Origin of the sequence: Paraflavitalea soli (assembly GCF_003555545.1) — a bacterium.
Taxonomy (GTDB): Bacteria; Bacteroidota; Bacteroidia; order Chitinophagales; family Chitinophagaceae; genus Paraflavitalea; species Paraflavitalea soli.
In genome coordinates this window covers 355,056-375,622 of record NZ_CP032157.1, presented here as the reverse complement: position 1 = coordinate 375,622, position 20,567 = coordinate 355,056, and the positions used below count along the sequence as shown (strand labels likewise).

Below are 20,567 nucleotides of genomic sequence, written 5' to 3'. Positions count from 1 at the left end.
AAAAATTACAACCATGCCATACATTAAAATTGAAGTGACACGCGAAGAGGTCACGCGCGAAAAAAAGCAACAACTCATCAAAGGAGTAACAGACCTGATCACGAACATACTGAACAAAGACCCACACCTCACGCATGTGGTGATACAGGAAATAGAGCTTGACGACTGGGGCTACGCCGGGGAGCAGGTCTCTGTATTGCGTGAAAAAGGAATCACGGCGGATAAAAAATAAACAGCCTAATCAGTATTGACATGAAACAACTATTATTTACGGCGCTGCTAATCTGCTGCTGGTGGAACAGCAGTGCCCAAATCAAATCAACCATGGAAACGCAACAACATGATTCAACAGCCATCGCACAAGCATTGGAAAACTACTATTTCAAAGGCATCTACACAGGTGATCTGACCTTACTACACCAGGTGTACCAGCCCGGCATTCTGCTTTTTGGTGACGTAAAAGGCAAGCCTTACGCCAAAACGCTGGATCAATACCTGGACGGTGTAAAGAACCGGCAAAGCCCGAAAGCTGAAGGCTCGGCTTTCAAGGGGACAATTTTAAACATCCGGGTGGTTAACTCGATCGCTGTGGCAGAGGTAACGGTAAAAATGTATGCATTCATTTATCATGAGTTCTTATCGTTTCACCAGATCAATGGCCAATGGGTGATCGTGAACAAAATGCTCACAGACGTGAGCCAGTAGCTCTATTACGCGGTGGCGGAGGATCAATGGAAAAGTGCACTAAAGCAGTGTGCTCCGCACCTAAAGGATCTACTCACCATAAAACAAGAAAAGATGAATACTTCAAAGGTTTGGTATGTGACAGGGGCCTCGCAGGGGCTTGGCCTTATGCTGGTAAAACAGCTGCTGGAAAGCGGTTACCGGGTGGCTGCCACCTCACGTCATGCGCAAAAGCTGCAGGATGCGGTGGGGGTGATCGATGGGGATCGGTTCCTTCCGCTGGCAGTTGACCTAAACAATACGGATTGTGTGGATGAATCGATCGGACAAACGCTGGGTGCATTCGGACGGATCGATGTGGTAGTAAACAATGCGGGATACGGCATGGCGGGAACGGTAGAAGAAACGGGTGCAGAGGAGATCCGGAAAATATTCGACGTAAATGTACTGGCGGTCATTAATGTGGTTAAAAGTGTGTTACCTGTATTGCGTAAACAGGGATCAGGTTATATTATCAATATGGGGTCGGTGGCAGGGTTTGCAGGAGCGCCCGGCTGGTCGGTCTATGCTGCCACGAAAGCTGCGGTAGCTGCTTTTTCGGAAGTGCTTGCCTTGGATGTTAAGGAGTTTGGTATTAAAGTGACGGTGGTGGAACCTGCTGGTTTTCGCACAGGCTTCCTGGAGCAAAACTCGCTGGCGTATGTTGAAAGCAGGATTGACGGTTACCAGGCGGTGAAAGAGACGCAGCAACGTTATCTGGCCACCAGTGGCCAGCAGGCAGGAGACCCGGTAAAGGCTTCTGCCATATTAATAGAACTCGCAGCAAGTGATCAACCACCACTGCACTTGTATTTAGGACAGGACGCCTATAAGCGGGCATCGGGGAAACTCGCGGCCATGACCACTGAACTGGAAGCCTGGAAGGCTACTACTATTTCGGCGGATTATCAGTAAGGGGTTCTTTTAAAGACCTTATGGAAACAACAAAGCAGCAATATAGCCCTGTGTGGTGTATAACAGACGGTTGAAAATGTCCACTTCAGGGCCGAGTTGGCCCACTCAACCTATCTGCTGCTTGACCCCAGCCCCTCCCACAGCTAGTTTTACATCAGCAATTAAAAAATAACACAATGAAAAAGACAAAAAACATTCTTGCCAGTACGATGCTCAGCGGAGCATTTGCATTACAGGGCACATTCGCTGCCGCTCAATCGAATGAAGCGATCCGCCCATTCAAGGTGCATACTACGGATGCCGAATTGAAGGACCTTCGTCAACGTATCCTGGCAACGCAATGGCCCAGGAAAGAAACGGTCAATGATCCATCGCAGGGAGTGCAACTTGGTACGATGCAAAAGCTGGCGCAGTATTGGGCAAAAAACTATGATTGGCGCAAGATGGAAGCAAAACTGAATACCCTGCCGCAGTTCGTTACAAATATTGACGGACTGGACATTCATTTCATTCATGTGCGCTCCAAACATCCCAACGCGCTGCCGGTGATCATTACGCACGGCTGGCCCGGCTCGATCATTGAGCAATTAAAAGTGATCGACCCGCTGACGAACCCAACGGCCTACGGAGGAAAAGCGGAAGACGCCTTCGATGTGGTGATCCCCTCATTGCCGGGCCATGGATTTTCCGCACAACCAACAGCTACGGGCTGGGATGTTACCCGGGTAGCCAATGCCTGGATAGAACTGATGAAGCGGCTTGGCTATAAAAAATATGTAGCACAAGGGGGAGATTGGGGCAATGCTGTTTCGGAAACGATGGCGCTGATCGCTCCTCCTGAATTAGCGGCCATCCATACGAATATGCCGGCTACGGTTCCTGCCCCGATCACCAAAGCACTGTCGGCCGGTACAATGCCCGCTGATCTTTCTGCAGACGAAAAGAATGCTTACGGACAACTGGGATATTTCTTTAAGAACGGATTATCCTACGCCCTGGAGATGGGCTATCGTCCGCAGACGTTGTATGGCATTGAGGACTCTCCCATCGGGCTGGCCAGCTGGATGCTGGACCATGATATAAGAAGTTATGAGCTTATTGCGCGTGTGTTCGACGGACAACAGGAAGGACTGAGCAAAGATGACATTCTCGACAACATTACGTTGTACTGGCTTACACATACCGGTGTGTCTTCGGCGCGTCTTTATTGGGAAGCTTTTCAAACTGCGAAGGGCGGCTTCTTTGATCCGCGCGGTGTAAAGATACCGGTGGCGGTGAGTGTATTCCCGGATGAGATCTATGCCGCTCCGAAAAACTGGGCAGAGCAGGCTTATTCCAAACTCATTTATTTCAATAAGGTTGACAAGGGTGGTCACTTCGCTGCCTGGGAACAACCGCAGGCTTTTACACAAGAGCTCCGCGCAGCTTTCAGGTCTTTCCGTTAAGCAGAACAAACCAATTTATCACACCTTATATCAAACAAAGAAATTATGAAACTATTAGTTATGGCCGGTATCAGTTTATTGCTGGCATTCACAAAGGTTACCAGGCCTGCCCCGGTGGCAGCGCAACAGGCGGGCATCAAACGTACAGAGTTGCAACGGCATGATATCAGCACACCCGGACACGAAGCGGTGCAGGTGCGCATCGACTTCGCCGCCGGAAAGGCATTTGGCAAACACACGCATCCCGGTGAAGAAGTGATCTATGTGCTGGAAGGCTTGCTGGAATACGAAGTAGCGGGCAAAGCGCCGGTGACGCTTAAGGCAGGTGACGTATTGTTTATCCCGGCAGGAACTGTTCATGCAGCAAGGAACGTGGGAAAGACCAATGGCGCCGAGCTCGCTACCTATATCGTAGAAAAAGGAAAACCGATCGTAACACTGATAAAATAAAAATAGAAATCATGGACACAACCACACCAACCAAAAAGGTATTGTATACCGCACAAACACATACAACGGGCGGCCGCGCACACGGAGTCTCCCGCAGCTCAGATGGCCATCTCGACATTAAATTGTCTACACCTGGTACGGATGGAACGGGCACCAATCCTGAACAATTGTTTGCCGCCGGCTGGTCGGCCTGTTTTGAAGGGGCCCTGGATATTGCGGCCCGCAAAAAACGCATTGCCCTTCCCGCAGATACAGCTATCGATGCAGAAGTTGATCTCTGTTCAGATAAAACAGGGTATTCTCTGCAAGCGCGGCTGAATGTAAGCATCCCCGGCATCGATAGGGCCATTGCCCAACAATTGGTAGAGGAAGCTTATCAGACCTGCCCTTATTCAAAAGCCATCGCGGGAAATGTACCTGTAGCATACAACCTGGTGTAAATGACCCCGCCATGATGGGTATATTATTCACCTGTTTCATCATTGGATGCATCAACGGGCTTGGATTGGGGAGAACCTTTTTGCCGCAGGAATATGGACAGCACTACAATGGTCAACACGGATAGAAATTCACTCTGCCAGTTTTGAAAGGATTCGAACCAAAAGCGTGCATCGGTGATATACTGGCTTACAGATTCGGCAGGTATATTCTTAAGGGCCAGATGTTCATTCTCATCTTTCCAGCTGCCATAAAAGTGCATTACAAAAGACAGAATGAACAGCAGGAACAAAGCAATGGAGAGGGAATGCTTGTATATCTTCAATATCAGCCCACCTCTTCGCACAGGCCAGGGCGCGCCTTTACGATCAGGGGAAGGCTCCCGGTCTACCTCTTCGGGGCCATCGCATTTTTTAGACTCGGATGATCCTTTTTGCCTTAGCCAGATAGTGAGCAACACATACAAGGCCATCTGTAAAAATTCGCTTTCCCAATTTTCGAAGGTAGCCTGGATGAAATGCCCGGAGTGGATGTATTGTCCGGCTGTTAAGGCTGGTTGTCCTTCTTCCTCCCTTTCCTTGTTGTGGTCGGCGAAGCCTGTAAAGAACTGGCCCGCCAGGGCGAACAGGAATAAGAACAGGAAGGTAATGGACAAGCCGTTGTTGCGTAGAAATTTCATGGGTTTACTCTGCATCCTTCTTTTCTTTTTCTTCTTTTTCTTTTTTATCAGCAGGATCGGGATCGGTTTGCCTGGCGGCTTCAATGGCTTCCCTGCCCTGCTTAATGGGCTCCTGTGTTTCTTTTGATGCGGTGGTGGGAGTGTCTTTTTTTACAGGATCTTTTTCTTGCATAATAAAGTTTGAAGGCTTGGTAGATCAGGGTGAGCCGCCCTTTAAGGGCGACCCTCCCCTGGATACGTTATGGGTTTCCACTGCCGCCTGATGATCCATAGATCTGGCCGGTGGCATAGCTGCCATCGTTGGCGGCCAGTTGTACATAGATGGAAGCGAGCTCCACTGGTTGCCCGGGACGGCCAAGCGGTGTCTGACCGCCAAAATTCTTTAGCTTTTCCATGGTAGCACCGCCGCTCACCTGCAAAGGTGTCCAGATGGGGCCAGGCGCTACACCATTGACCCGGATGCCTTTTGCAGCCAGTTGTTTGGCCAGTGACTTTACATAATTGGTGGTGGCGGCTTTTGTTTGTGCATAGTCGTACAACTCGGCAGAAGGATCGTAGGATTGCTCACTGGTGGTGGCAATGATCACGGACCCTGGCTTTAAATGAGGCACGGCTGCTTTGGTAGTCCAGAACGGTGCATAGATATTGGTCTTCATGGTAGCATCGAAATCTTCACTGGACACTTCCATAATGGAGGGCCTTGTTTGCTGCCGGGCGGCGTTGTTGACCAGTATGTCCAACCCTCCCAGGGCTTGCACGGCTTCGGCTACCAGGCGCTTGCAAAATGCTTCTTCTTTGAGATCACCGGGAATGGCCACGCCTTTGCGGCCGGCAGCTTTGATCAGGGCTATCACCTCTTTGGCATCGGCTTCTTCGGCCGGTAAATAGTTGATGGCTACATCAGCTCCTTCGCGGGCAAAGGCGATGGCGGCAGCACGTCCCATACCGGAATCGCCCCCGGTAATGAGGGCCTTGCGGCCTGCAAGGCGGTTGGCGCCTTTATAACTTGTTTCGCCATGATCGGGTTTGGGCTCCATCTGTCCCGCCAATCCAGGCCAGGGTTGTTTTTGTTCTTTAAACGGAGGCCGCGGATATTTTGTGGTGGGATCTTCCAGGGATAGCACAGCGGATGCCTGATCATGATTGTCCACAGCATTCGCAAATGCGGGTATGGCCATTACAGTGGCCACTGATGCGCCAATGCCACCCAGAGCCTGCCGCCGGTTGTACAGTTTTTCGTTATCCATAAAAGCATCGTAAGTTTTAAATGATAGTAACAAAGGCCGGGATGATCCCGGCCTTTGTTGTTTATTTGAAGGGTTGCCTTATGCTTCTTCCTCTTCTTCTACTTCTTCGTCTTCCTGCTCGGCGGCCCAGTTGATATTGCCTTCGGCAATGGCGGTAAGATCGAGGTCGGTTTGTTTTTCTTCTTCCAGTGTCTCTGCCAGGATGGCTGCCACATCTTCATTGCCCATGGTGGTGGCCAGCTGAACCAGTCCGCCATAAGTAGCAATTTCGTAGTGTTCTACTTTTTGCGCCGCCATGATGATACCTACATCACGGGTCATGGAGCCTTTTTCTGTTTCTTCGATGATGGATTGGCCTTCTTTGATGAGTCCTTCCATGGCATCACATTTTTTAGCCTGGGCCTTCTTACCCAGCAGTTCGAATACCTGCTCCAGCCTGCTTACCTGCTCTTCGGTTTGTTCGATGTGCTGTTCAATGGCGTTCTGCAGTTCTTCGGTGGTAGCGGCTTTCTGCATTTTTGGCAATGCTTTTGTGAGGGCTTTCTCTGCCCAATAAATATCCTTTAGTGCATCGTAAAAGTATTTTTCCAGTTGGGTATTGCCTTGTGCTGATCCGGCAGTGGCAGCCTGCTTTTTAGTGCGGGATTTTGTTTTTGTGTTTGGCATATTATTGAATTTATGCGTTAATAATTATTTGTAAACAGGAGATCAAAGCTTGTGCCAGTGGCATTCTGTTGATTTGCGGTAAGTGTGTTGTAGACAGGGATACCGGTTCGGGTAAACGCGTCCACAAACCGTATACATTTTCACTCGCCAGCGGCGCGTATGGTCTTACCGGCGCTCTTGAGCAGTATCATGGATCTGCCTGCCGCTTTGATGGGATGACCGGAGCGATAGATCTTCCTGGCATGGACGGCATCGGGCCGATCGGTGTTGATGATCATTTTCCATTGCTGGCCGTACTGCTGACCGGGCAGGTAATATTCTACTGCTTCGTGGTGGGCGTTGAAGATGCAATAAAAGTTCTCATGACTGATGACCTCATCCAGGGGATCGTCGTTGTGACTTTCCAACTCATGCAGGAAGATGCCGAGGCTTTTGGCAAAACCTGTTTGCCAATGCGCTTCCTGCATGGGATCACCATTGGGCAGGAACCAGGCAATATCTTCCATGCCGCCACCGGTAAGGGCGTGACCACGGAACCAGCGGTTGCGGCTGAAGGCGGGGTGTTGTTTGCGTACTTTGATCAGGTATTGCACGAACTGCAAGAGGTCGTGGTCCAGCTGCAGCCAGTTGATCCAGGATATTTCGTTGTCCTGGCAATAGGCGTTGTTGTTGCCCTGTTGTGTGCGGCCCAGCTCATCACCTGCGGAGATCATCGGCACACCCTGCGACAATAATAAAGTGGCGAAGAAATTGCGCTGCTGGCGGCTGCGCAGTTCATTGATCCCCGCATCGTCGGTGGGCCCTTCCGCACCGCAGTTCCAGGATCGGTTCTCGTCGCCGCCATCTTTGTTGTCATCACCATTGGCTTCGTTGTGCTTATCGTTGTAGGAAACCAGGTCGCGCAGGGTAAAGCCATCGTGGGCGGCGATGTAATTGATGCTGGAAGTAGGCTGGCGGTTGGTGTTCTCGTAAAGGTCTGCACTGCCGGCAAAGCGGGCGGCAAAATCGGCGAGCTTGCTATCGGCGCCGCGCCAATAATCGCGCATGGTATCGCGGTACTTGTCGTTCCATTCGGCCCATTCGGGTGGGAATTTGCCGAGGAGGTAGCCCGTCTCGGTGATATCCCAGGGTTCGGCAATGAGCTTTACCTGTGAGATCACGGGATCCTGGTGAATGATGTCGAAGAAGGCGTTGAGGCGATCGGCATCGCGCAGTTCGCGCACGAGAGCGGGCGCCAGGTCGAAGCGGAAGCCATCGACGTGCATTTCGGTGACCCAGTAGCGCAGACTGTCCATGATAAGGCGCAGCACGTTGGGATTGCCGGCATTGAGGGTGTTGCCGGTGCCGGTATAATCATCGTAGTAGCGATGATCGTCATTGGACAAGCGGTAATAGGACAGGTTATCGGCTCCGCGGAAAGAAAGGGTGGGACCGAGGTGATTACCTTCGGCGGTGTGGTTGTATACCACATCGAGGATGACCTCGATACCTGCTTTGTGGAGTTCTTTAACCATGGTCTTGAATTCCTTTACCTGTTCACCATTCACACCACTGGAACAATAGCGTACATCGGGAGCGAAGAAACCAATGGTATTGTATCCCCAGTAATTGGTAAGTCCTTTTTCCACGAGGTGCCTGTCGGCCACAAAATGGTGCACGGGCATCAGCTCCACGGCTGTCACACCCAGGTCTTTCAGGTATTTAATAATGACGGGATGGGCCAGGGCGGCATAGGTGCCGCGGATGTTTTCGGGAAGTTCCGGATGCAAATGGGTGAATCCTTTTACGTGCAGTTCATAGATCACGGACTGGTGGTAAGGGATATTGAGCTGTATATCGCGGCCCCAATTGAAGAAAGCATCGACCACTACCGACTTGGGTACATAAGGTGCACTGTCGGCATGGGACATGCTGAGGTCGGCGTCTTTGTGGCCTATTTCATACCCAAAGAGGGCATCGTTCCATTCTATGCGGCCGGCGATAGCCCTTGCATAGGGATCGATGAGCAGTTTGGCGGGGTTGTGGCGATGGCCCTTTGCAGGATCGTAAGGACCGTGCACGCGGTAGCCATACAACTGACCGGGGGCTATACCGGGCAGGTATATATGCCATACGCCATCGAACCGGTCGCGTATGGCGATCCTGATGGATTCGACATCGGGTTGTTCTTTATCAAAGAGGCATAGTTCAACCTTTTCTGCATGTGTGGCATAAAAAGCGAAGTTCACGCCCTTGCCGTCCCAGGAAGCGCCTAAGGGATAGGGCTTGCCTGGCCTTGTCGTTAATTTCATATTGTTCATCTTTTAGCGTGCAATGCACAGGACAGGTTATGGGATACATAAAAAAACATACCCAGGATGGCTGTGCAGAAGGCTCCTCAGAAGTCGGGAGGACAGGAAAGTCCGAAAGTCCGGAAGACGGTATCGACAGGCTCAATCCCGCAGAACGGGATAAGCGCTGACATTCGTTTCTTAAGTCAGCTATACGGGGATGGTATTCGATTTGTATGATATGGGAACAGAACAAGTAATCAACTATGGAGATCAAAGACAAAGACTGGTGGAAGGAAACCGTGATCTACCAGGTGTACCCACGCAGTTTTAAGGACAGCAATGGAGATGGCATCGGGGACCTGCCGGGGCTGGTATCGAAACTGGATTATATTGAAAGCCTGGGAGTGGGCCTGGTATGGCTCAACCCGGTATATGCCTCCCCCAACGACGACAATGGTTATGATATCAGCAATTACGAAGCGATCCAACCGGTATTTGGTACGATTGCAGACCTCAATGCACTGCTGACGGGCTTACATGCGCGGGGTATCAAATTGCTGATGGACCTGGTGGTGAACCACACAAGTGATGAGCACCCCTGGTTTGTGGAGTCGCGTAAATCGCGGGACAATCCCTACCGGGATTATTATCATTGGTGGCCTGCTGAAAAAGGCAAGCCGCCCCGGCGGCATAGCTTCTTCGACCCTGCGGGCGACGCCTGGCAATACGATGCGGCTACGGACGCTTATTACCTGCATTATTTCTCGCGCAAGCAGCCAGACCTCAACTGGGAGAACCCCACTTTGCGGAAAGAGATCTATGGCATGATGCGCTTCTGGCTGGATAAAGGCATCGACGGTTTCCGGCTGGATGCAGTCTCTTATATTGCCAAGGATACGAACTGGCCGGTGGTAAGCGAGGAGGAATTAAAAGAAAAATACCACAATGACTGGTCCTATGTATTTAGCCACGGACCTAAACTGCACGACTACCTGCACGAAATGAACCGGGAGGTATTACAACATTACGAAGCGGTAACGATTGCCGAAACGCCCGGCATAGAAAAAAAAGAGGCGCTGGCCTTTGTGCATGAGGACCGGCAGGAGCTGAGCATGCTGTACCATTTTGAGGGCATGGGCATCGGGTATGTAAAAGACGCGTTCAAAAGACCTGACCCGGCAGGTTACCGGCTTTCCACATTTAAACAATTATACAGCGACTGGGACAAAGTATTTGCGGAGGAAGGCTGGGGCACGATCTACCTGGGCAACCATGACCAGCCAAGGATGCTGAGCCGGTGGGGCAATGACGCCCCGGAATACCGGCTTGCTTCGGCCAAAATGCTGATGACGTTCTTACTGACGATGCGGGCCACGCCGATCTTTTACAATGGGGATGAACTGGGCATGGCCAATATTAAGTTTGAACGCATCCATGACTACCGCGATATTGAAACGCTGTCGATGTACCAATACCTGCAAAGCCAGGGTGAAGACCTGGAGCAGTTCCTGCGCGATCAACAATATGGTGCGCGGGATAACGGCCGTACACCCTTTCAATGGGATGCCACGCCCCAGGCGGGTTTTACCACGGGGGAACCCTGGATACCGGTGAATGCTGATCATGTATACATCAATGCAGCAGCTCAGGAAGCAGATGGCAACTCTCCTTTGAATTATTTCCGCCGCCTTACGCAATTGCGGAAAGAACACCTCGCATTGGTATATGGACGGTATCAATTGTATGATGCTGCGCACGAGCAGGTGTATACGTACACGCGTGTGCTGGAAGATGCGGGCATGGCGGTGATCCTTAATTTTTCGAAGGAACTGGTGAACTATATCCTGCCGGCAGGCATCCGGCTGAAGAAGGAGGAACCGGTTATCAATAATGAAACCTCTTTACAATTAAACGGCGAAGAACTGGTATTACTGCCTTACCAGGCGGTGGTATTTGAACTCGCTTTATCCTAACTATTCATCCTGATCTATGGCTTTGTTGTGTTATCATGCCGCACATGAACAGTTTGCGCCTTCGCATTTGCTTGACCTGGTGGTGAAGGCAGAACAGGCAGGTTTTGACGGCATTCATTCATCAGACCATTTTCATCCCTGGAGTGTGCGCCAGGGCCAGAGCGGCTATAGCTTTAGCTGGATGGGGGCGGCCATGCAGGCCACTACCCTGCCCTTTAGTATGGTGTGTGCACCGGGACAGCGCTACCATCCGGCCATCGTAGCACAGGCCATTGCCACGCTGGCGGAATTGTTTCCGCAAAGGCTGGTGGTGGAGCTGGGCAGCGGCGAGGCGCTGAATGAAATGATCACGGGTGATGCATGGCCTGCCAAGGCCGTACGCAATGAACGGCTGCTGGAATGCGCGGTGATCATCCGCCGGCTGCTGCTGGGTGAGGAAGTCAGTTTTGACGGTCATGTGAGGGTGCAGGAAGCCAAACTGTATTCGCTGCCGATATACCTGCCGCCGTTGTTCTGTGCGGCGGTGTCGGCTACTACTGCCCGTTGGGCAGGCCCCTGGGCAGATGGCTTGCTGACCACTGCGCAGGAACCTGCGGTTACCTGGGAGAAGGTAGCGGCATTCCGCGACAATCATGGCGCTGATAAACCGGTACACCTGCAGTTTGCTTTTTCGTATGCACGCAACAGGGAAGAAGCGCTGATGGGCGCCTGGGACCAATGGCGCTCCAACCTGGCACCGCCGGAAAAACTGACTACGCTATACAAGCCGGAACAGTTTGATGAAACAGGTAAGGATATTAGTCCGGAGGAGGTAGCAGGCAAGGTGCCCATTTTTACAGATATAGAACAGTTGATGGAGCGGGTGGCAGCGTATGAGCAGCCGGGTGTAACGCGTATCATCCTGCACAATGTAAACCGGCTGCAGGAAGGATTTATTGAGGATTTTGGGAATTATTTGAAACAAAGTTAATACGGGCGGCGGTCCAGCTCTGTTACGATCTCTTTTTCTTCGGCGAGGTTCTGGTGCAGAAGGTCAACAATGGCGTGCCATCCAATTGCCTGGGCCATGTGGATAAGCATAGTGTAGGTAGCCATTTCATAATGGGTGATCTTTAACAGGCAGGTGCTGATGGCTACATCGCGGATGCGGGTCTTGCGCACGGTATCGCTGAAACCTACCATGGCATCATTGAGCAATCCTTTCAGGGCTTCACAAAACCGGCCTTCCGGTTTTAGTTCCCGCTCCTTAAATACCTGTTCGAGACGCTGTATATGCCGTCGTGTTTGCAGCTGGTGTATTTCGATGGTATTTTTCAGGTTAATGGAGAATGCTTCCACATGCATCTGATCGAGTAAACGTTCAATGTTCTTTTCGGCCCAATACATTTTTTTCAGGGCATTGTTGAAGAACAACATCAGGTCATCTTCTTGTTTGGCAGCCATTTCCTGCATCCGGTTATAGTTTAAAGTTAGCCCTGCATCCGATCGAATGAGCAACCCACTTCATGGCGTCAACTATCATATACAAGCTAAAAGATAAAAATACCGGCAATAGGAAAAGGGTGGCTCCGGGGATGTACGGACAAATAATGAAGGGATCATTATAGGTAAAATGAAGGTAAATAAAAGATGTATACAGACAAAGAAAAATTAGCTGTCCTGGCTCAGCAGGGCTACAGGCAACCAGGTGCAACAGGTTGTTAGCGGCACCCTGTTGCCAGTGAGGTGGATGCTTTCGCCGGTCAATACATTGGTCCAGTGTGATGACATGTCTCCGGGTAGGGTGATCCATGCTTCCTGTTGCTCCCGGGCTGCGGGCAAAGATGCTACTACGATCACCTGTTGCTGCTGCCATTGGCGGGTATAGGCAATGGCAACCGGTGTTGCACCACTTACGGTTAGTTCGTTGTAATCGCCGTGGATGAACAGCTCCTTGTGCTGCCGGCGAAACTGCAAAGCTTTCCAGGTAAGGAATAATTTTTCCAGTCCCTGTGCGCGATGGCTGCGCAGGAAAGCAAAGAGGGCTTCCCTGCCCCGCTGCTCTTCCTGCTGTACCTGCTGCAGGTATTGTATGCGTTGCTGGTAATCGACGGGCCGGCGGTTGTCGGGATCTACAAAACTGTAGTCGCCCAATTCACAACCCTGGTAGATATCGGGTATACCGGGCGCAGTGAGCTTGATCAATAGCTGACTGAGGGAGGCCACGGCGGCGGCCTCATTTACCTGTTGCATAAAAGGCAGGAAATGTTGCAAAAAGGAATGGTCCTTTGCAAACAACCGGTGTATGAAATCATGGCAGGCCTGCTCGTAGGTTTCATGGGGCTGGTCCCAGGTGGTATGTACCTTGGCCTCGCGTATGGCTTTTTGAAAGGACTGCTGCAGGCGTTCGATCCATTGGGGCGTGGGGATACTATCTTCCGGAAAACCACCGATGATGGCCTGGTACAGGAAATACTCCTCATTTCGCGTGGGCGCAGGCCGGCCATCTACAAGGGTATGTATGGGCTCGTTGAGGGAGAACCAGGTGCTGACGGCCAGCTCCCACTGGCCGGGCATTTCACTGAGCATATTGATGCGGAGGCGGGCATCTTCGCCGCGCTTGGTATCGTGGGTGGCAGTAGCATTGAGGGATAGCGGCGTGGCCTGCTGCCTTGCTTTCATTTGCTGGTGAAAGGCGCCGATGGTGCTGCCCAGGGCCTGGGGGGTATCGCCTACTTCATTGTGTGCGATGCAGGCATTCCAGGTATAGAAGGTAGTATCTTCCACCCCTTTGGCCATCAGCGGGCCGGTATACTGGTTCAGCTTTTTCAGGAAAAGCAGGATGGCTTCCTGCTTGTCTGTGCCAGGTGTATGCCCGCAGAATAACTGTTGCAGGTGATCCAGTTCATGGCCGGCTGCGGGCAGGATTTGCCGGGCCTGTGCAATGGCTTCTTCCAGCAGCAGGCGGTCGGCAGGCGGCAAGGGAAAACTACCGGGATACAGGCGGTACACAGGCAGGGCCACCATCAGGGCGCCGATGGCCTGTTTCCAGTTGGCCTCATAAGGCGCCAGGTGCAACTCTTCAAAATAACGGGTAAGGTTGTCCCATTCTCCCTGCATGTATTGATCGAGTATCAGTTGTTTGTTGGCGATGGTTTGCCGGGCCAACGATTGCTGGCCCGGTTCCAGGGACTGGTAGAAGCGCGTGAGCCGGGCGCCGCCGGTACGGTTGGTGAGCAGCTGGCTCACGGCGGCTAAAAACTCATACCCGGTGGTGCCTTGCAGGGGCCAGGCAGCGGGCAGGTCTTCACCGGCTTCCAGTATTTTTTCTGCTACGATGTAACAGTCCTCTCCAAAAAGGCTGCGCAGCTGTTGGGTGTATTGCAGGGGATCGTACAAGCCATCGATATGGTCGATGCGGAGGCCCTGGATAAAACCCTCGTTGTACAGCTGGTGCAACAGGATGTGGTAATCGTTGAATACGGGCGCTGCTTCCATGCGGAGGCTGATGAGGGAACTGATGGTGAAGAAGCGCCGGTAGTTGATGTGCTTATTTACTTCCTGCCAATGACAAAGCTGGTAGTATTGGCCTTCTACCAATTGGGTGAGCAGTTCTTTGTCTTTGTTGATGACAGCCAGCCAGGCTTCCAACTGCTGGCGCTGCCTGTTGTTGCCCGCTATCTTTTCAAATACGCCGGCCTTGTATTGCTGCCACCTGGCAAAAGAAGCATTCTGCCATCCACCGGGCCATAGCTGCATCAGTTGACGCGGCATGTCCTTTCCTTTGGCCAGCATGGTGAATACGGAGAGCAGCATGCTGCAGGCGGGCAGGGACAGGGGGTATTGCTGCTGCTGGTATTGCACCCAAAATCCTTCTTTGTTCAATACTATCTGTATTTCATTGTTGGCGATGCAATGGGTGAGTGTATCACCCAGGAAGGGCGCGATCACTTTTCCCCTACAACCGGGGTGCTTCCAGTTGATATCAAAGTAGCCATGGAATTCAGACAGGGCATCGCGCTCCAAAGCGTCCATCAATCTTTTGTTGGCGGGACTAAAGGCCATATGGTTGGGCACGATGTCCTGCAGCCAGCCGAGGCCTTTTTGTTTTGCGGCCAGGATCACTTTTTTCAACTCCTCCAGGCTGCCGATCCCGGGGTTGATGGTATGGGGGTCTGTTACATCGTACCCGTGGGTGCTGCCGGCACCGGCGTTGGTAACGGGAGATGCATAAATGGTGGAGATGCCTAACTGCTGCAGGTAACCGAGTATGTCTTCGAGCTGCTGTAAGGTAAATCCTTTGTGTAACTGTATACGGTAGGTGGCGGATGGAATATACATCAGGCATTGCTTAATTCGTAAACGATCACCGATTCAGGGTTCATGGTCCAGGTTCCGGCCTTGCCGCCGTTATCGATACTGCCGGGGCCGAGCCAGGTTTTTTCCGAGGAGTCGAGCAAGCGGCGGGCAGGGGGCGGCAGGGGCCAGGTACAGGCAGCGGATTGCTTATTGAAGTTGAGGAAGACGAGTACTTCCAGGTCCTGTGCACAACGTTTGAAAGCAATGATGCCTGTATCTTCTATGGGCAGTATATCGAGGTGCTCACGGCCGGTACAGCACAAGGCAGGGCTGCTTTTGCGAAGGGCAATGAGGTACTGGTAAAAGCGCAGCAGGGTTTGGGCCCTGGGGTCTGTGCTGTAATTCCAGGACAGCTTGCTGGCATTGAATGTTTCGATGGCTGCCGGATCAGGTATCTCTCCCTGCCAGTTGAAGTGTTTGAATTCCTCGCGGCGGCCTTTGCGCACGGCTTCTATAAGTGCAGGATCGGTATGGCTGACAAAATATTGAAATGGATTTTGCTCGCCGTATTCCTCACCCATGAACAGAAGGGGTACATGGGGCGACAAGAGTAAGGTGGCAGCCACGAGTTTGAGGGCTTCAAAAGATAAGGTAGTGGTGAGGCGGTCGCCCAGAAGGCGGTTGCCCACCTGATCGTGGTTTTGGGCAAAAGCCACGAACCTGCTGTAGGGGATGCCGGCGGGCAGGGCCCCGAAATGTTTTTTGCGGTGCCGGGAATATTGACCGATGTATACATAGGAACTGCGCAGGGATTGCTGCAGGTGCCAGTATTCGCCAAAGTCTTCATAGTAGCCTTCCTTTTCGCCGGTAACGATGGCGTGGAGGGCATGGTGAAATTCATCGACCCATTGGCTGGCCAGGCCCAGGCCGCCTTTTTCCACACGCTCTACATAACGGGGATCGTTGAGGTCAAACTCCGCAATGAGTAGTTTGTGCCGGCCGGTCTGTTTTTCCAATGCTTCCACTTTGCGCTGCAGGGCAGCGAGGAAGTGATCGGCGCCGGCATCCCAGATGGCATGCACGGCATCAAGGCGCAGGCCATCGATGTGGAACTCATCGAGCCAGCGAAGGGCATTCTGCCAAAAGTATTGCCGTACGCCATCGCAGTAGGCATCGTCGAAGTTGATGGCCCGGGCCCATACAGACTTGTATTTATCGGTAAAGTAAGGACCGTACTGAGAAAAATAGTTGCCATCGGGACCAAGGTGGTTGTAGACCACATCGAGTATAACGGCAATGCCACGCCGGTGGGCTTCATTGACGAGTTGTTTGAGCCCGCTGATGCCGCCATACACGGTATGGACAGCAAAGGGGAATACGCCATCGTAGCCCCAGTTGCGGTCGCCGGCAAAAGCTGCCACGGGCATTAGTTCGATGGCATTGATGCCGAGCTGCTGTAAATAACCGAGCTGGCGGATGATGCCGTCAAACGTACCCTCCGGGGTGAAGGTACCGGTATGCAGCTCATAGATCACCAGCTCCCCCAGCGGGCGTCCTTTCCAGGCCTGATCGGTCCAGGTAAAGGACGGATCGGCCACGGCAGAGGGACCATGTACGCCTTTGGGCTGCCAGCAGGAGGCGGGATCGGGCAAGGGGTCTCCCCCATCGAGCACATACTGGTATTGGTTGCCGGGCTCAATACCCGGAAGGGTTACCTGCCAATAGCCTCTTTCATCTACCAACAATGGCTGCTGCTGCCCGTTGATGAGCAGGGAAACGGATTGTGACAAGGGACTCCATACGGTAAACGTGCAGGTGTTACCGGCATGATAGAAAGCGCCCACATCGGGCCAGTTGTCATTCATATAATAACGTGTTTTTTGATCAGGGCTTCAAGACTACTTTTTGGGTGATGGACGATCCGGACAAGATACCGGGGCTATGGTTGCAAACAAATGGCCAGTGAGGTGTTGCTCAATGTGAGTATGATTATAGGCAAGTGGGGAGTGGTAAGTGGCATAAGAATTATGCGGTATGTGGTATAATAACAATGATATGAAAACATCTATTGCTCTTTCGTTGCTGCTTGGTGTGGCGTTATCTGTCTCTTCCTGCAAGAACAGTAACCGCGACAGCAGCCAGAATAATACCGGGGAAACTTCTGAGCGACGCGACAGTGCAGACCTGAATAATCCCAACCGTATGCCGGTTGATCATACAGCTCAGGACACGGCGAATAAACTGCCCGCTGCCGGTAAGATAGATCCGGCGCCGATCAAGGATGATAAAACGGCCACGTTCATGAAAGAAGCAGCCGGCGGCGGTATGATGGAAGTGATGCTGGGACAAACTGCCCAACAAAATGCACAGAACGAACGTGTAAAAGCATTCGGCGCTATGATGGTAACAGACCATACCAGGGCCAGTGATGAACTGAAGGCGATTGCAGGAGCCAAGAACTTCCCTTTGCCAACGTCATTGCCTGAGCAACACCAGCACCATGTAGACGCACTGAGTAAGAAACAAGGCCGCGCCTTCGATAAGGCCTATGTAGACATGATGGTGGATGATCACCAAAAAGACATCAAGGCTTTTGAGAAAGCCTCGAAGTCAGGCGAAGATAGTACCGTCAGGGCTTTTGCTGCCCGCACGCTGCCTGTGCTGCGCAAACACCTGGATTCGATACAGGCGATCTCGAGGGGGTTGTGAAGGCAAGGCGTTAGCAGTTAGCTATCCTTCACATATATCTTTTACTTCGGTGGTGTCTTTGCCCATGATGAATGCCTGGCGGATATGTACGGCGCCGTCGGTAGCCATGCCCTGTACCTGCATACCGGTCGGGGCATTTTGCTGTACGGGCACCTGGATATTAAGGGGCAAGGTTGGTTTTGAAAGGGTGATGGGCCCTTGCTCTCCCTGGTAAGTAATGGAATGCACATAGGCCGTTCCGGTAATACTTACTTCATAGTGCATCATGCCTGCAGCGGGTGAGGGTTGGTTGCCGGTAGTGAGCTCGCATTGCTTTGCTACAGGATCACATTTCATGCAGGCAGCACAAAAAAAGACAAGGGCCAATACTGGTAAAAGACGCGTCATAGATAAGTTGTTTTAAGCAGGCATATGAAAAAGTAGTGTGTGGCTCAGGGATTTCCGGGCAAGGGATGTCCGATCTCCCATACATGACCAAAGGGGTCTTTTAATTTGCCGATCTTCCAGGCATGTGCGGTGGTTACGGGAGAAAGTTGGATGGCGCCGGCTTCCAATGCACGGGCAAACAGGGTATCGGGATCGCTCACGGTAAGAATAATGCGAACGGGGGTTCCACCTACTGTTTCGGGACTACAGCTGTCAAACTCCGGTTCTTCATCGCTTAACCAGAACATGGCTCCCTCTATACCCAGCTTTGCTACCAGTTTCCCATCGGGGCCGGTGAAGCGGAATAATTCGAGGGCGCCCAGGGCGCTGGTATAAAATTCGATAGCGGCGCCCCCATTACGCACCACCAGGAACGGCGTAATGCTTGTAGGGATGATATGGTATTCATATTCTTTTGCCAAGGGAACTGATTTTATGACCTGTTCCCATAAGACAAATTTCATGCCTCCTGGTAAGTCTTTTTACAGTCTTTTGTAAAACGAATATACTGTTGCAGGGAGATGGTAATTGTGCTATGCGAAATTGGAGATTGCTTTGCCCTCTCCGGCCAATATGCTCAGGTGTTTGACCAGTTGTTCGATGGAAGCTGTTTTTTGCATACAGACGGCTCCTTCGTTGCGGGCCTGCTCCCTGGTAGTATCGTTGATATGGTTGGAGTACATAACGATGGGTACCTGCCTGAGGTTGTACATTTTCCTGATATTGCGGAGACAGGCCATTCCATTGGTGACGGGCATATTGTAATCGATCAATATCAGATCGGGCAGTATGTGCTGCAACAATCGCTCTGCCCGGTCGGCACCATTGGCCCAAAGGCAATAACAGGGAAGTCCCGCCATCTCAACGGCCTCGTTGAGTATAAGGAATTCATCCTGGTCATCGTCAACAAGTAAGATAAGTTTTTGCATAGTCAATGTTTAATGTTAAACAGTTCTTGCATGGCAAACCGCTGTAAATGGTCAATCAGGCTCATGACTCAGCCATGGTAAGGAAGTGTTCCTGCAATACCTGAAAAAGGAATTAATAAGGATCAAAGAAGGAGTGATGACCAGGTATGGCCTTGATTGAGCGGGGATGTATGGACAAACGGTAAAAGGCATACCGTGAGTGATACGAAGCTATATTATTTCCTAAAAACGGCCAAAATAAAATCATAGTTAGCTGTCAATATGACTGGGGAAATAACAATGAAAGGCGGCGCCTTTGCCAGGCCATCCTTCGGCCTGAATATAACCGTCGTGGGCCATCATCACCTTACGGCAGATGGCCAGACCAACGCCGGAACTGGCGTATTTCTGGGGTGATCTATCGGCCATCAGGAATATTCTTTCTGCATCTTCCTGGTGGAAGCCGGTGCCATTGTCGATAAAACTGATCCTTGTGTATTTTATTGGAAATGAAGCTGCCGGATTGGCACCGGGCATTGGCTCCTCACTGCTTTTGATCCGGATGGCCAATGCTTCGTTGTGCTTTCGAAACCGCATGGCATTATTGATGAGGTGGAAGAAAAGGTAATTCAATAACTGGCGGTGGCCGTTCACCACAGGCAGGTCTTCCAGTTCAAGCCGCACATCGTTGGCCCTGATCTTTTGATCGAGTTGCAGGATGGCCTGCTGTGCCACTTCCTGGAGGTCGACAGGCGTGCCTTCCTCTGCCGGGTTGCTGATACCGGAGAGGGCCACGATATCATCGAGCAGGAGGTTCATGCGGTTGAGTGAGGCCTGCATGCGCCTGAGGTTGGCCTTGCCCCCATCGGAGAGCACTTTCGCCTCTGCACGTATAAGCAATTCAATGGACGAATAGACCATGCGCAGGGGCTCTTTGATGTTGTGGGAAGTAATATAGGTAATGGTAGACAGTTCGTCGGTGGCCCTTTCGAGTTGTTCGTATTTCTTTTTGAGGGCGATATTGAGTTGGTGCAATTGCTGCTCAGCCCTGATGCGTTGGGTTACATCGTGCATAATGTTCATGACACCAATGAGCTGGTCATCTGCATCCTTGAGGGGAATAAAGTGATTTTCATAATGCTGCCTGTTGAAAAATTCCTTGTGGGCAGGCACAAAACTCCTGATGCCCGAGAAGGCCAGGTTGATGGCGGTGATCATATCTTTATCCTGTGCATATAGGGGAAACACCTCCAGTAGTTTTTTACCGATCACGTCGCGTTTGCGGATACCGGAAATGGCTTCGGCGGTATTGTTCCAGGCTATGATGCGCCAGTCGCTGTCCATAGCCATGATGCGGTCGATGCTACAATCATTGAGCATACCGGCCAATCCTTTGTCAGACAGGTCTATAGACTGGTTCATTCATTAAATTTTAGA

The 20,567-nt window shown here is 51.6% G+C and carries 21 protein-coding genes; 9 read left to right on the top strand and 12 right to left on the bottom strand.

The features are described from left to right. Positions 1-13 precede the first annotated feature (13 nt). From D3H65_RS01510 to D3H65_RS01485, 6 genes are all read left to right on the top strand, one after another. Positions 14-232 (top strand): tautomerase family protein, encoded by a 219-nt coding sequence (locus D3H65_RS01510; protein ID WP_119048564.1) that lies wholly within the window; start codon positions 14-16, stop codon positions 230-232. A 20-nt stretch (positions 233-252) separates the two neighbouring features. Then, the gene (locus D3H65_RS01505; protein ID WP_119048563.1) at positions 253-705 is read left to right on the top strand and encodes a nuclear transport factor 2 family protein; all 453 of its coding nucleotides are present in this window, start codon (positions 253-255) and stop codon (positions 703-705) included. Between the two features lie 93 nt (positions 706-798). Further along, positions 799-1,638, top strand: coding sequence for an SDR family NAD(P)-dependent oxidoreductase (locus tag D3H65_RS01500; RefSeq protein ID WP_119048562.1), 840 nt, complete (start codon positions 799-801; stop codon positions 1,636-1,638). 176 nt (positions 1,639-1,814) lie between these two features. Beyond that, positions 1,815-3,083 carry an epoxide hydrolase family protein gene (locus tag D3H65_RS01495; protein WP_119048561.1) on the top strand — a complete coding sequence of 423 codons (1,269 nt, stop codon included), beginning with the start codon at positions 1,815-1,817 and terminating at the stop codon, positions 3,081-3,083. A gap of 45 nt (positions 3,084-3,128) precedes the next feature. Next, complete coding sequence (locus D3H65_RS01490; protein ID WP_119048560.1) at positions 3,129-3,533, top strand: cupin domain-containing protein; 405 nt, start codon at positions 3,129-3,131, stop codon at positions 3,531-3,533. An 11-nt stretch (positions 3,534-3,544) separates the two neighbouring features. Continuing rightward, a complete protein-coding gene (locus D3H65_RS01485; protein WP_119048559.1) occupies positions 3,545-3,973 on the top strand; it encodes an organic hydroperoxide resistance protein in 429 nt (142 codons plus the stop codon). A gap of 23 nt (positions 3,974-3,996) precedes the next feature. Here D3H65_RS01485 and D3H65_RS01480 read toward each other — a convergent pair whose 3' ends face one another. The 5 genes from D3H65_RS01480 to glgX form a co-directional block, all read right to left on the bottom strand. Further along, positions 3,997-4,650 (bottom strand): DUF6766 family protein, encoded by a 654-nt coding sequence (locus D3H65_RS01480; protein ID WP_119054347.1) that lies wholly within the window; start codon positions 4,648-4,650, stop codon positions 3,997-3,999. 4 nt (positions 4,651-4,654) lie between these two features. Further along, positions 4,655-4,822 carry a hypothetical protein gene (locus D3H65_RS32755; protein WP_162915348.1) on the bottom strand — a complete coding sequence of 56 codons (168 nt, stop codon included), beginning with the start codon at positions 4,820-4,822 and terminating at the stop codon, positions 4,655-4,657. 67 nt (positions 4,823-4,889) lie between these two features. Next, positions 4,890-5,897 (bottom strand): SDR family oxidoreductase, encoded by a 1,008-nt coding sequence (locus D3H65_RS01475; RefSeq protein ID WP_119048558.1) that lies wholly within the window; start codon positions 5,895-5,897, stop codon positions 4,890-4,892. Positions 5,898-5,975: 78 nt separating this feature from the next. After that, on the bottom strand, positions 5,976-6,563 hold the full coding sequence (locus tag D3H65_RS01470; RefSeq protein ID WP_119048557.1) for a YciE/YciF ferroxidase family protein: 588 nt from the start codon (positions 6,561-6,563) through the stop codon (positions 5,976-5,978). Between the two features lie 140 nt (positions 6,564-6,703). After that, a complete protein-coding gene (glgX, locus tag D3H65_RS01465; protein ID WP_119054346.1) occupies positions 6,704-8,854 on the bottom strand; it encodes a glycogen debranching protein GlgX in 2,151 nt (716 codons plus the stop codon). A gap of 245 nt (positions 8,855-9,099) precedes the next feature. Between glgX and D3H65_RS01460 the strand changes: the two genes are divergently transcribed. Together D3H65_RS01460 and D3H65_RS01455 are read left to right on the top strand one after the other, a co-directional pair. Beyond that, entirely contained in the window at positions 9,100-10,809 is a 1,710-nt protein-coding gene (locus D3H65_RS01460; protein ID WP_119048556.1) for an alpha-glucosidase, read from the top strand. 16 nt (positions 10,810-10,825) lie between these two features. Then, positions 10,826-11,779 carry a TIGR03885 family FMN-dependent LLM class oxidoreductase gene (locus tag D3H65_RS01455; protein ID WP_119048555.1) on the top strand — a complete coding sequence of 318 codons (954 nt, stop codon included), beginning with the start codon at positions 10,826-10,828 and terminating at the stop codon, positions 11,777-11,779. On the opposite strand, the gene D3H65_RS01450 is transcribed toward D3H65_RS01455, so the two are convergent. The 3 genes from D3H65_RS01450 to treZ form a co-directional block, all read right to left on the bottom strand. Further along, entirely contained in the window at positions 11,776-12,252 is a 477-nt protein-coding gene (locus tag D3H65_RS01450) for a YciE/YciF ferroxidase family protein (RefSeq protein WP_162915347.1), read from the bottom strand. The two genes, D3H65_RS01455 and D3H65_RS01450, sit on opposite strands and share 4 nt — an antisense overlap. A gap of 207 nt (positions 12,253-12,459) precedes the next feature. Beyond that, positions 12,460-15,129, bottom strand: a complete 2,670-nt coding sequence (gene treY, locus D3H65_RS01445; protein WP_119048553.1) for a malto-oligosyltrehalose synthase — start codon at positions 15,127-15,129, stop codon at positions 12,460-12,462. Next, complete coding sequence (gene treZ / locus D3H65_RS01440; protein WP_119048552.1) at positions 15,129-16,952, bottom strand: malto-oligosyltrehalose trehalohydrolase; 1,824 nt, start codon at positions 16,950-16,952, stop codon at positions 15,129-15,131. Before treZ ends, treY begins: the two co-directional genes overlap by 1 nt. A 190-nt stretch (positions 16,953-17,142) precedes the next feature. On the opposite strand from treZ, the gene D3H65_RS01435 reads away from it, so the two are divergent. Continuing rightward, the gene (locus D3H65_RS01435) at positions 17,143-17,796 is read left to right on the top strand and encodes a DUF4142 domain-containing protein (protein ID WP_162915346.1); all 654 of its coding nucleotides are present in this window, start codon (positions 17,143-17,145) and stop codon (positions 17,794-17,796) included. Positions 17,797-17,817: 21 nt separating this feature from the next. On the opposite strand, the gene D3H65_RS01430 is transcribed toward D3H65_RS01435, so the two are convergent. The 4 genes from D3H65_RS01430 to D3H65_RS01415 form a co-directional block, all read right to left on the bottom strand. Then, complete coding sequence (locus D3H65_RS01430; protein WP_162915345.1) at positions 17,818-18,183, bottom strand: hypothetical protein; 366 nt, start codon at positions 18,181-18,183, stop codon at positions 17,818-17,820. A 44-nt stretch (positions 18,184-18,227) separates the two neighbouring features. Next, positions 18,228-18,686 carry a VOC family protein gene (locus D3H65_RS01425; RefSeq protein WP_162915344.1) on the bottom strand — a complete coding sequence of 153 codons (459 nt, stop codon included), beginning with the start codon at positions 18,684-18,686 and terminating at the stop codon, positions 18,228-18,230. A 69-nt stretch (positions 18,687-18,755) separates the two neighbouring features. Continuing rightward, positions 18,756-19,151, bottom strand: a complete 396-nt coding sequence (locus D3H65_RS01420) for a response regulator (RefSeq protein ID WP_119048549.1) — start codon at positions 19,149-19,151, stop codon at positions 18,756-18,758. 249 nt (positions 19,152-19,400) lie between these two features. Then, the gene (locus tag D3H65_RS01415) at positions 19,401-20,552 is read right to left on the bottom strand and encodes a sensor histidine kinase (protein ID WP_119048548.1); all 1,152 of its coding nucleotides are present in this window, start codon (positions 20,550-20,552) and stop codon (positions 19,401-19,403) included. Between the last annotated feature and the right edge of the window lie 15 nt (positions 20,553-20,567).